Genomic DNA, 10,873 nt, shown 5'->3' with positions numbered 1-10,873 from the left:
GAGGCCCGCGCTGATGCCGGCGCCGGCCTTGAATTCGGACCAGGTGAGCCTGGGCTACACCACGCAGCTCAGGCGGCACAGCGAAGCCGACGCCCCGGGCGCCAGCGATGCCGTTACCCGCGTGCAACTCGGGAACTGGCGCGGGCACAACTCAACGCAGCAATACGCTGCACAAAGAGGATCAACACGATGAGGCGACAGCTTCGAAACGGTGCCCTACTGCTGGTTGCCACCCATATAGCTGGTTGCGGCGTGGGCCAGGCAGTCAAGGACAGCACGGTGGAGGCAGCGAAATGGGCCTTCACGACGCAGGTCAAGACCATGAGCCTCGATCTCACCAGCCGGCCGTCGTTAAATACAAACGGCGCCGGGCAATCGTTGTCGACGGTGGTGCGGATCTACCAGTTGAAATCGCCGCAGGCCTTTGAACAGCTGGGCTATGCGCGACTGCAGGCCGATGATCTCGAATTACTCAAGCCGGATCTGCTGGCGACCAAGGACGTCATCCTGCGCCCCGATGCGAGCGTGAGCTTGAGCGAGCCGATGCATGCCGAGGCGGAATATGTCGGGGTCATCGCGCTCTTCCGTAGCCCCGGCAAGGAGACGGTCTGGAAGCTGGTGGTGCCGAAGAAACAGTGGAAGAAGACCGATCCGGTAAGGATCGAGGTGCGAGGCAGCACGCTGGAGCTGGCGGGGGCCAGCTTTGATGGTTCCGGCGCAGTGGATGGCGGCGGCATGGGCAGACTAGCCACGGTGCAAGCGGCTGCTCGCTTGCCGATGTCACGGCTCGCGGGATGATACCGGTGCCGCTTTACTGATGAGGCGAAAGACGATGACGAATTCAATCAACGCAGCGCACGCACCGCAGCCGCAGGTGCCTGCCGCATTGCCGTCGGCATCGGGCGACGCAGCGAAGATGCATCCCGGTTACTGGCTCACGCACGTCGGCACCTGCTATCCCGGCCTGTTGGCGACAACGGACAAGTTGCGCGCCTTGCGTGATCCAGCGGCGCGGGGATGGCCTGACCACTACTACATTCCATACACGCTGCTTCGGAACATGATGATGCGCAGGCTCGGTCTGCGCCCAGGCGACCCGACGCCGAAGGGGCTGGTCACGCATTTGCAACTTGTGGCGACAATAGCGGCCTGGCGCGTGACGCAGGGGATTTACCGCATCGACCCGACGGTCTACGATGCCTTGTGCGCGACGCCCGTGACAGGGGAATTGCCCGCGGCGTTGTTGCGGCACTTGCCAGAATGGTGTGTTTATCTTGAGACGCCCGGCATGCACTGGGACGATCTTCTCGTTTACGGCGTCTTCGCCAACCTGTGTGAAACCAACACCGGCCGCGAGGTGCTGATGCTGCAGCTCAATTACACTGACGGCCTGCTCACCTGCCCGATCGATCTGACCCGCCGCACGTTGGGCGAGGCTATTCGCGGCATGTTTCAAAGCATGCGTGAGGACGGCATGGCGCCCGAACCAGATTTTGAGCGAAATATGCCGACGCTGCTGCCGCGTATTCTCTCGCTGCTCCTGTACCTGTGCAGCGAAGCCGCCGAAATCGGGGATGGTGCATCCCGGCCATCGCGGCCGGTGCCGAAGCGCACCAAGAAGGGGGTGCGCATGTTCGCCGCGCAGCGACCGGTGTGCTGGGACGTTGCCACGCGTCTGGGCGCCGCGCTGCGCCGTGCTGGCCGTGATGCCGCTGGCGATGCCGCCGGCGCTGGCGATGGTGCTGGGACTCATGCTGGCCCGCGCCCGCACATCCGGCGGGCACACTGGCACACCTACCTGAGCGGCCCGCGTGATAGCGCGAAGCGCACCTTGCGCTGGATGCCACCCATTCCAGTCAACGTCGAGACGCCGGACGATCTGGTACCCACGCTGCGAAGTGCTGGCACGGCGGACAAGGCGGGTGCCGGGAAGGGGGACTAGCGATGGGATCGCGGCCTGCGTGAGCGCTGACGCGAAAAGGGGGCCGTGAGATTGGATCGGCCTGGATATCGGGATACCGGCGCCCTAACGCACCAGCGCCCGCAAGCCCCCCAGCAATTTCCCGATCTCCGCCTCGGTGGTCAGGTAGCTGACCGAGGCGCGGGCAATCTGGCTGAGTCCGCGGGCGTTCATATCCAGGGGCGTATAGGCGGTACCGTTGCTGCCGATCACCACGCCCTGCGCCGCCAGGCTGCGCTGCACCGACACGGGGTCCTGGCCGGCCACGTTGAAGGCCACCAGTCCGGAGCGCTCGCGGCCTTGGTCCAGCACCGTCACGCCGGGTATTCCGGCCATTTGCGCGCGCAGCGCCTGTGCGGTGGCATCGATCCGCGCACGGATGTTCTCAAGGCCGATCTCCAACGCTTCCTGCAAGGCATTGGCCAGGCCGCAGCGCAGCGCCATCGATGCTTCGGCCGATTCAAAGCGGGCCGCGCCAGGCCGCAGGACGGGGTCGCCGTGCGCATCCAGCGGCGCGGAATAGGTGTCCACGAATGCCGGCGTCAGGCGGGGCAGGAAATCCTGCCGCACATAGAGCAGGCCGGTGCCCCTTGGCCCGCGCAGCGCCTTGCGGCCGGCGCCGCTCAGCACATCGCAGCCTACCTGGGCCACGTCGACCGGCAACTGGCCCACCGCCTGTGCGGCGTCGATGAAGTAGGGGATGCCGTGGCGCCGCGCCACCTTTCCGATGGCCGCGGCGGGATTGATGAGTCCGCCGTTGGCCGGCAGCCAGGTCAGCGCAATCAGGCGCACGCGGTCGTCCAGCATGGCCTCCAGCGCCTCGGGATCCACGGCGCCGCTGCTATCGGACGGAATGGCTTCGATCGATGCGCCCGCGCGCTGCGCCGTGAGGCGCATGGCGGCCAGGTTGCCGCCCCATTCGTGGCGCCCTACCAGGATGCGGTCGCCGGGCTGCCAGGATCCCAGTGCGGCAAAGGCGGCGCCCCAGCCGGGCGAATTGCCGGTGGTCAGGGCGATCTCCGCCGGCTGGGCGTTCAGCAACCGCGCGGCAAGGGTACGCGCGCGTTCCGTTTGTTCGCGGGCCGCCAAGCCGGCCTCCATCGGCCCCTGCGTGGCTTCGCGCCACAGGTGGGCGTGAATCGCTTCCAGCGTGGCCGCGGAGGGCAGCGAGGCGCCGGCGTGATTGAAGTGCGTGGTGGTCAGCGTGCCTGGCGCGCGGGCGCGCAGCGCCTCCACGGCGGCGGGGGTGAGGGGAGGGGGCATGGGGGTTCCGGTGAGGCGCGTCGGGTTCAGGGCTGGGTCAGCGAGATCACGGCTTCGACTTCCACGGCAACGCCGCTGGGCAGCGACGCAACGCCAACCGCGGCGCGCGCGTGACGGCCCGCCTCGCCGAATACCTGCACCATCAGGTCCGATGCGCCGTTGGCGATGGCGCTCTGGCGATGGAATTCCGGCGTGCTGGCCACGAAGACGCCAAGGCGTACGACGCGGGCCACGCGGTCCAGCCGGTCGCCCGTGGCGGCGGCAATCTGCGACAGGATGCCCAGCGCCGACAGCCGCGCGGCCTGCACGCCGTCTTCGTCGGAGATGTTGTCGCCCAGGCGCCCCAGGTAGGTGGGCTGGCCATCCTTGCGTGAGATCTGGCCGGAGATAAAGAGCAGATTGCCTTCCTGCACGAACGCCACGTAGTTGGCGGCGGGAGCGGCCGCGGATTCCAGGGCCAGGCCGAGTTCGGCCACGCGGGCGGAGATGGAGAGGGTCATGTCGGTTACGCCGGAGCGAGGTTGGAAAACGCCAATCCTATCGGCTTGGCCACGGCAGAACCAATCAATTCTCGGCCCGCATGCATGAGCAAAACTAATGCGTCGCGGCTAATGCGTGCCGTCCATCGGGTCGCGGACGGCGGTTTCGATGAGCCACGCACGGAATGCCGACGCGGCCTCGCTCAGCGGGCCGCGCGGCGTGACCAGCCACCATCCGATGCCGGGGTCATCCAATACCGCGCCGGGCAGTGCCGGCACCAGTGCGCCGCTGGCCAGCTGCTGGGCGATCAGGCGGTGCCGGCCCATCGCCATGCCTTGCCCGGCGAGCGCCGCTTCCACCACGATGTTGTAGTCGTGCAGGCGCACGGTCTGTGCCTGGCCAAGCGCCAGGCCGAAGCGGCGGGCCCAGGCGTCCCATTCGAACGGATGCCTGGCATGCGAGGCCAGGAACGGGTAGCGCAGCAGGTCCTGCGGCTTGCGCGGGCGGTCCGGGCCCGCGATCAGCGCGGGGACGCAGACCACCGACAAGCGCTCGGGCATGACCAGTTGCGCGTCCACGCCCGGCCAGGCACCCCGGCCGTAGCGGATCGCCACGTCCACCTCCCCGCCCGCCACGTCCGCAAGGGCGATATCGGGGCGCAACTGCAGGTCGATGCCGGGATGCGCCGCCGAGAAGGCCGGCAACCGCGGCGCCAGCCAGCGCGTGCCGAAGGAAGCCAGCAGCCCCACGGTCAGGGCCGTGCGCGCGCCGGCGGGGGCGCGGATCTGCTCGGTGCCCTGGCGCAGCAGCTCGAACGCCGCATGGACCTGTGCATAGTAAGCCTGCCCCGCCTGGGTCAGCGCTACGGCGCGGGTGCGTCGCTCGAACAATGCCACGCCGAGGTTTTCTTCCAGTTTCTGGATATGGTGGCTGACCGCGCTTTGCGAGACGAACAGCTCTTGCCCCGCCTGGCTGAAGCTCAGGCGTCTTGCGGCCGCTTCGAAAGCGCGCAGGGACACAAGGGGCGGCAGGGATCGCGCGGAACGCATGAGGCTAGGCGGAGGGTTTGGGGAGCCCGTTATGCTACGCCTTGTTGAGGGGAGGTGCTTGCGGGCGGGGGCTGGCTGCTACTGCAGGGTGGGCGCGGGCGGCATCGGCGCGGCCCAGCGATAAACCAGCAGGCGCCCCTTATAGGCCTCCACGCCGGGGGAGGCCGCGCGGTCCAGCTTTTCCTCGCGCATCAGGAAACCCTGCTCGACCATCTGCCGGTTGAAGGCCGGGCGGTTGCCGCGGTCGGGATCGACGATCCAGACCTCGACGGTGGGGCTGGCATGGCGCCCGATAAAGTGAGCCAGGCTGGCATTGGCATCGCGCTCGTAGAGCAGGTCGCTGCCGATGATCAGGTCGAAATGGCCATGGACGTAGGCGCTGGCCGGGCTCGCACCCTCGGCGGCGTCCTGTTCAGGCGCCGTGGCGCTCCAGTGCCCGTGCCGGTATTTCATCGGCGCCAGGCCATTTAGACGCACGTTCTCCGCCAGGAAGCTCGCTGCCATCGGATGGCAGTCGCTGGCGGTCATGTCGGCGCCGCGGCGGTGTCCCACCAGGCTGGCCAGGCCCAGGCCGCAGCCGATCTCCAGCACGCGTTCGGTGATATCCACCGGGCGCGCCGCCATGCGGGCAGCCAGGTGCGCGCCGGATGGCCACAGCAGGCCGAACAGCGGCCACATGGCGGAAGAAATGCCCATGCGATCGGCTTCGCCGAGGGGGTCGTAGTACTGCTGCTTATCCAGCAGCGAGCGAATGACCAGGTCGGCTACGCCGGCGACGGCAATGCTCTCTTGCTTGGTTTGATAGCCGGGCATCAAGGGGGGAAGCCAGGACGCCGGCTTCGCAATGGGGAGGGAGCGGGTCAGTATGCCCGAAAAGCACCGCAGCAGCGCGGAAACAGGCCGCAAATGCGCCGAAGTGCAGCGAAAAATGCGGAAGACGGGTTCCGGACGCCGTAGCGGCCGTGGGAATGTGCGGGAAAGGCCAGCCGCGGCAGACCTCTGTCGCGCCCAAGCCATGTGCGAGAATCCGCGATAAACAAAACATCGGATATTGTTGTCCACCTATTATCGGAGCTTATCGCCGTGACCATCCCATCCAGCGCGTCCATCCGCAAACGCCTGCGTATGCGGCACCTGCAGCTGATGCTGGCGCTGTCGGAGTCGCCCTCGTTGCGCCAGGCGGCGGAAGGGCTGGCGCTGACCCAGCCGGCGGCCACAAAGTCCTTGCAGGAATTGGAGGATGTACTTGGCGTATCGCTGTTCACGCGCCACGCACGCGGGCTGGACCCCACGGTGTCGGGCAAGGCGGTGATGCGCTACGCGCGGGTGGTTTTTGCCGATATGGACGAGTTGCGCGAAGAACTGGTCGCCATCCAGGCCGGCGATGTCGGCAAGGTGCGCGTGGGCGCCGTGATGGCGCCGGCGCCGGATTTGCTGACCCGGGTGATTGTCAGGCTCAAGCAAGCGCATCCGCGCCTGCACATCATCGTGCAGATCGATACCAGCGATGTGCTGGTGCACGCCCTGCAGCAGGACCAGATCGATATCGTGCTGGGCCGCATCCCGGATGGCTGGCCGTCGGAGGAGCTGTCGTTCGAGACGCTGGGGGAGGAGGCGCTGTCCATCGTCACCCGCGTGGGGCATCCGGCGGCGGAGCACGGCAAGCTGAAACTGGCCGCGCTGACGGAATACGCTTGGATCATCCAGCCGCACCCCAGCCCGATGCGCCAGATCATTGACCAGACCTTCCGCGAGAACCGCGTGCCGCCGCCGGTGAGCACGGTGGAGACGTCGTCGATCCTCACCACGCTGTCCGTGCTGCGCGAATCCGACATGCTGGCCGTGCTGCCCACCTCGGTGGCCCGCTACTACGAAGACCTGAACATGATCGCCACGCTGCCGGTAGCCCTGCATGGCCGGCTTGCGCCCTATGGCCTGGTGCTGCGCAAGAGCCGCCCGCCCACGCCGGCCATGCAGCTTGTCATCGACATGCTGCGCGCGGGCGGAGTGGGCGGAATGGGTGAGACGGGCGGGCAGGCCACCGTCAGGCCCTGATCCCGCGCACTCACTCCGCCGAGATCCTGGCTCGCCGGACCACTTCGCCGTAGCGCTGCATCCGCTCGGCCATCATCCGCTCGAAGGCGGCTGGCGTCATCTCCTCGGGCGGGAACACGCCGCGCGCGCGCAGGGCCGTCTGCATGGCGGGGTCGCTGGCGGCCTGGCGCACCGCCTGGTAGAGCTTCTGCACCACCGGTTCGGGCGTGCCGGCAGGCGCGGCAATGCCTGTCCAGGAACTCAGGTTGAGCTGCGGATAGCCCAGCTCGGCCATGGTCGGCACATCGGGCAGCTGCGGCAGGCGCTGTTCGGAAGCCACCGCCAGCGCGCGCACCTTTCCTTCCTTGATGTAGGGCAGCATGATGACCAGGTTGTCGAGGATGAACTGGACCTCATTGCTCAGCACGGCCGTGATCAAATGCGTGCCGCCCCGATAGGGAATGTGCGTGGCATAGATGCCGGTGCTGGCCTTGAGCATCTCCACATTCAGCTGGCCCATGCTGCCAACCCCGCCGCTGCCGTAGTCGAGCTTGCCCGGGTTCTTTTTCGCGTAGGCGAGGAACTCCGCGAAGGTACGCACGGGCAGGCTCGAGTGCACCACCAGGGCGTTGGGCTGGCGGCCCAGGATGGCGATGTTCTCGAAATCCTTGATCGGGTCGTAGCCCAGCTTCGGTTGGGTCAGCGGGTTGGCCAGGTGACTGCTCTGGGAGGACACCACCAGCGTATAGCCATCGGGCTTGCTGCGCGCCACCGATTGCGTGGCGACCGAGCCGCCCGCGCCCGGGCGGTTGTCGACGACCACCGGCACGCCGAGGATGCGCGAGAGCGGCTCCGAGTACTGGCGGGCCATGATGTCCACCGAACCACCGGGCGGAAAGGGCACCACCAGCGTGATGGGGCGCGAGGGATACGCGCCTTGCGCTTGCGCGGCCAGCGGCGCGGCACACGCGAGCGCGGCTACGCTGAGGCCGGTGCGGAGGAAATGGCGGCGAGAGAATGGCACGTTCGGCATGGCAGTGTGGTGAAGGTAGTTAAAGTCGGATGCAGGGAAGTGCCTCGGCTCACCGCAGTGCGAGGATGGCTAGCGCTACCGCCTGCGCGCGCGGCACGAAGGTGGCAAGCTCGCAGTACTCGCGCACGGTGTGCGCATGGCCGCCCACCGGGCCGGTGCCGCACAGCGTGGGCGTGCCCACCGAGGATGTGAGCCCGCTGTCGGCGGCGCCGCCGGTGAATTCGCCCTCCACCGAGAAGCCCAGCTGCTGCGCGCCGCGCTGGTACAGCGCCAGCAAGTCCGTGGGTGTCTGGGTCATCGGCCGGGTGCGGCGCATGTCGGTGATCCGGCCCGTGGTACGCGGCAGCGATTCGGCCTCGATGATGGCGCGTATCTGCCCGACCAGCGCGTCGATGTCCGTGTCGGCGGTGAAACGCACGTCGAGCTCGGCCTGCGCATGCGGCGCCACCATGTTGGGCACGATGCCGCCTTTCACGCAGCCCACATTGGTGGTGATGCCCAGCCCGGCGTCGGTCAGCGCATGCAGCGCCAGGATCTTGCGCGCGAGCGCGTCGATGGCGCTGGCACCCTGGGCATGGTTGACGCCCGCGTGCGCGGCCACGCCCTCTACCTCGAATTCCACCACCATCGACCCCTTGCGCCCGGTCACCAGGTTGCCGCTGACGCGGCCGGGCTCGGCGTTGAACACGGCACGCGCGCCGCGCGCCACGTCCATGATCCGCTCGCGGGTGGCGGCCGATCCGATTTCTTCGTCGCAGGAAAAGAAAAGGCGCACTGGCAGGGCATTGCCGCCGCAGCGCGCCAGGGCCTCGGCCACGAACACATTCATCACCAGGCCCGATTTCATGTCGGCAACGCCGGGCCCGTAGGCAAGCCCGTCTTCCACGCGGAAGGGACGGCGCGCCGCCGTGCCGGCCGGAAACACGGTGTCCATATGGCCCATGAGCAGGATCGGCGCGCCATCGCCGGCGCCGGGCACCAGCGCATCCAGGCACACGCCGTAGCCGGGCACGGCATGCAGCGTGACCGCAATGCCGGCAGCTTGCAGGTGTCCGCGCAGGACCTCTGCCACGGCCGTCACGCCGGCTTCCTGCCGGCTGCCGCTGTCGATGTCCACAATGCGCTGTAGCAGCGCCTGCATTTCGGCCTGCTGGCCACCCAGCCAGTCGATCACCTCGCCCGCCGCGTTGGCAAGCATCTCGCTATCCGCCATATACCCCCGCTCCTTCCATCGTGTGGAGATGATTCATGTATTGCAAAAGTGCTATGATCATGCAATATGCATTGCAGCGTGTCAACGCCATGAAAAATCGACAGGAGCTCCCTCAACACAGCGCCACCCTGCTTGAGCGCCTCGCGCGCGAGGCGGCCACGCTGACTATCCGCGAGCACGCGCTGGCCGATGCACTGGGCCGCGACTATCCGCATGCGCTGCTGGAATCGGCCACCTCGCTTGCCGCCCAGCACGGCACGAGCGCCTCGACGGTGGTGCGCCTGTTCGCCAAGCTGGGCTATGCCAGCTATGCCGACGCCCAGCGCGAGGCGCGGGCCAGCGTGACGGCGCTCCTGCCCACCGCGGGCCAGCGCGCGCCGGCCACGATCGGTGGCAAGCGCACCTTGCGCGCCTGCGTGGACGACGCGCTGCTGCACGACCAGCACAACCTGGCGGCCACCCACGAAGTGCTGGACATGGCGGCCTTCGAGGCGATCGCGCGTCTGCTGGCCGAACCGCGCGGGCGGTTGTTCGTGCTGGCGCAGAAAAACAGCGCGCCTGTGGGGGCATGGCTGGCGCTGCATCTGAACATGTGCCGGCCGCAGGTTCAGGAGTTGGGGGCCGGAGCGGTGACTGCCACGGACGCCATGCTGTGGGTGGAGCCCGAGGACGTGCTGCTGACGTTCAGCATCCGCCGCTATTCCAGCGCGCCGGTGAGCATCGCCCGTGCTTTCCGCGAGCGCGGTGCGCGGGTGATCGCGATTTGCGATAGTCCGGCTGCGCCACTGGTGCCGCTGTCGCATCATCATCTGCTGGTGCGTACGGGTAATGCTTCCCCCTTTGATTCCTATACGGCGGCCTTCTTCCTGTGCAATGCGCTGGTCTCGGCGGTAGCGCAATTGCGTCAGCCTTCAGTCATCAAGGCGTTGCAGCGGCGTGATGCGCTGTGGGAAGCCTTTGAGGCGGATCCTGTTGAGGGGGTGAGGCGGGGGTAGGCTGGTGTTGGCGTCGCCGGCGATTTCTCCGCTTAGGCGGGGTGGGCGTTTTTGGTGGGGTTTTATTGCTTCTAGCTGCTGTCGCGGCTGTACGGGGTTGGCCGTTTACGCACACGGAGGTGTCACTTTTCTTTACTCGTAAAGAAAAGTAACCAAAAGAAAGCGATCCTTGCAGGAGGCTGGCGTGTCGGGGTTGCGCAGCCCATTGGATTCGTCGTCAGGCCCCGGGCTGTAATAGCCTCATGCCGTTACCGGTTTGAATGGCCACGATCCTGCCAATGGCGCTGGTTYCGTAGTGAGGCCCCCGGTAGSGGCTCCSTGCCCATTCGCCCATCTGCCGGTACCGGCAYGGAGCATCACGATCTATCACGCCGTGATGGTTTCGTGGTGGGGTGGGCGCGGTGAAGAAGGTCCTGGTCCTAGCAATCCGGTGCCACCGCGCCCACGACGGAAACGGGGCGCTTGCAACTTCGTGGCCGTCCGCGCCGCGAGCGACAGACGGCCTGAAATTCGYGGTGGCCGCTACCGGGGGGACCACCACGAATCCCTGGGCATTGGCTGGGKCGTGGTGCTCCGAACCGGTGACGGCACGAGGCTAWTAGAACCCGGGGCCTGACGACGAATCCATTGGGCTGCGCAACCCCGACACGCCAGCCTCCTGCAAGGATCGCTTTCTTTTGGTTACTTTTCTTTACGAGCCCTCCATGTCAGGATACTTGTCGCCTCCGTTTCCTTAGTGAAGCAAAATGGAGGGCGGTGTGCGAATAGGTGATGACACGATATGCAACCGAGCATCGGGAATGGGTGGTTGAGCAGATGATGCCGCCGCTGAACCGGTCGATAGTG

The 10,873-nt window shown here is 67.0% G+C and carries 10 protein-coding genes and 1 pseudogene; 5 read left to right on the top strand and 6 right to left on the bottom strand.

Annotated elements, in window-relative coordinates:
- The 3 genes and pseudogenes from AC1DN0_RS38700 to AC1DN0_RS38690 form a co-directional block, all read left to right on the top strand.
- Positions 1–193, top strand: a pseudogene (locus AC1DN0_RS38700) (hypothetical protein); the annotation flags it as partial.
- On the top strand, positions 190–798 hold the full coding sequence (tssJ, locus tag AC1DN0_RS38695; RefSeq protein WP_441637082.1) for a type VI secretion system lipoprotein TssJ: 609 nt from the start codon (positions 190–192) through the stop codon (positions 796–798). The pseudogene AC1DN0_RS38700 and the gene tssJ, both read left to right, overlap by 4 nt.
- Positions 799–832: 34 nt before the next feature.
- Positions 833–1,942, top strand: coding sequence for an AcrVA2 family anti-CRISPR protein (locus AC1DN0_RS38690; protein WP_477112139.1), 1,110 nt, complete (start codon positions 833–835; stop codon positions 1,940–1,942).
- Between the two features lie 84 nt (positions 1,943–2,026).
- Here the strand turns inward: AC1DN0_RS38690 and AC1DN0_RS38685 are convergent, their stop codons facing one another.
- The 4 genes from AC1DN0_RS38685 to AC1DN0_RS38670 all read right to left on the bottom strand — a co-directional run bounded on the left by AC1DN0_RS38685 (position 2,027) and on the right by AC1DN0_RS38670 (position 5,565).
- Positions 2,027–3,223: an aminotransferase class V-fold PLP-dependent enzyme gene (locus AC1DN0_RS38685; RefSeq protein WP_441637078.1), complete on the bottom strand. Its 1,197-nt coding sequence runs from the start codon at positions 3,221–3,223 to the stop codon at positions 2,027–2,029.
- A gap of 26 nt (positions 3,224–3,249) precedes the next feature.
- On the bottom strand, positions 3,250–3,723 hold the full coding sequence (locus AC1DN0_RS38680; protein ID WP_441637076.1) for a RidA family protein: 474 nt from the start codon (positions 3,721–3,723) through the stop codon (positions 3,250–3,252).
- A gap of 108 nt (positions 3,724–3,831) precedes the next feature.
- A complete protein-coding gene (locus tag AC1DN0_RS38675) occupies positions 3,832–4,752 on the bottom strand; it encodes a LysR substrate-binding domain-containing protein (protein ID WP_441637074.1) in 921 nt (306 codons plus the stop codon).
- 78 nt (positions 4,753–4,830) lie between these two features.
- Complete coding sequence (locus AC1DN0_RS38670) at positions 4,831–5,565, bottom strand: class I SAM-dependent methyltransferase (protein ID WP_441637072.1); 735 nt, start codon at positions 5,563–5,565, stop codon at positions 4,831–4,833.
- A gap of 312 nt (positions 5,566–5,877) precedes the next feature.
- Here AC1DN0_RS38670 and AC1DN0_RS38665 point away from each other — a divergent pair, with 312 nt between their 5' ends.
- On the top strand, positions 5,878–6,807 hold the full coding sequence (locus AC1DN0_RS38665; protein ID WP_441637084.1) for a LysR family transcriptional regulator: 930 nt from the start codon (positions 5,878–5,880) through the stop codon (positions 6,805–6,807).
- A 10-nt stretch (positions 6,808–6,817) separates the two neighbouring features.
- Here the strand turns inward: AC1DN0_RS38665 and AC1DN0_RS38660 are convergent, their stop codons facing one another.
- Both AC1DN0_RS38660 and AC1DN0_RS38655 read right to left on the bottom strand, forming a co-directional pair.
- Positions 6,818–7,819 (bottom strand): Bug family tripartite tricarboxylate transporter substrate binding protein, encoded by a 1,002-nt coding sequence (locus AC1DN0_RS38660; protein WP_441637070.1) that lies wholly within the window; start codon positions 7,817–7,819, stop codon positions 6,818–6,820.
- Positions 7,820–7,868: 49 nt separating this feature from the next.
- Positions 7,869–9,032, bottom strand: a complete 1,164-nt coding sequence (locus tag AC1DN0_RS38655; RefSeq protein ID WP_441637068.1) for a M20 family metallopeptidase — start codon at positions 9,030–9,032, stop codon at positions 7,869–7,871.
- 89 nt (positions 9,033–9,121) lie between these two features.
- Between AC1DN0_RS38655 and AC1DN0_RS38650 the strand changes: the two genes are divergently transcribed.
- Positions 9,122–10,027 (top strand): MurR/RpiR family transcriptional regulator, encoded by a 906-nt coding sequence (locus tag AC1DN0_RS38650; RefSeq protein ID WP_441637066.1) that lies wholly within the window; start codon positions 9,122–9,124, stop codon positions 10,025–10,027.
- The last annotated feature ends 846 nt before the right edge of the window (positions 10,028–10,873 follow it).

Source organism: Cupriavidus sp. 05N39, from assembly GCF_056397325.1.
Note: the sequence above shows the minus strand (reverse complement) of the source record. Positions and strands in the feature narration are given on the sequence as shown.

Excerpts from the sequence above, each read along its gene's own strand:
- tssJ (WP_441637082.1), top strand. The coding sequence starts at position 190 with ATGAGGCGACAGCTTCGAAACGGTGCCCTACTGCTGGTTGCCACCCAT.
- AC1DN0_RS38685 (WP_441637078.1), bottom strand. The coding sequence starts at position 3,223 with ATGCCCCCTCCCCTCACCCCCGCCGCCGTGGAGGCGCTGCGCGCCCGC.
- AC1DN0_RS38690 (WP_477112139.1), top strand. The coding sequence starts at position 833 with ATGACGAATTCAATCAACGCAGCGCACGCACCGCAGCCGCAGGTGCCT.
- AC1DN0_RS38655 (WP_441637068.1), bottom strand. The coding sequence starts at position 9,032 with ATGGCGGATAGCGAGATGCTTGCCAACGCGGCGGGCGAGGTGATCGAC.
- AC1DN0_RS38665 (WP_441637084.1), top strand. The coding sequence starts at position 5,878 with ATGCGGCACCTGCAGCTGATGCTGGCGCTGTCGGAGTCGCCCTCGTTG.
- AC1DN0_RS38650 (WP_441637066.1), top strand. The coding sequence starts at position 9,122 with ATGAAAAATCGACAGGAGCTCCCTCAACACAGCGCCACCCTGCTTGAG.
- AC1DN0_RS38675 (WP_441637074.1), bottom strand. The coding sequence starts at position 4,752 with ATGCGTTCCGCGCGATCCCTGCCGCCCCTTGTGTCCCTGCGCGCTTTC.
- AC1DN0_RS38680 (WP_441637076.1), bottom strand. The coding sequence starts at position 3,723 with ATGACCCTCTCCATCTCCGCCCGCGTGGCCGAACTCGGCCTGGCCCTG.
- AC1DN0_RS38670 (WP_441637072.1), bottom strand. The coding sequence starts at position 5,565 with ATGCCCGGCTATCAAACCAAGCAAGAGAGCATTGCCGTCGCCGGCGTA.
- AC1DN0_RS38660 (WP_441637070.1), bottom strand. The coding sequence starts at position 7,819 with ATGCCGAACGTGCCATTCTCTCGCCGCCATTTCCTCCGCACCGGCCTC.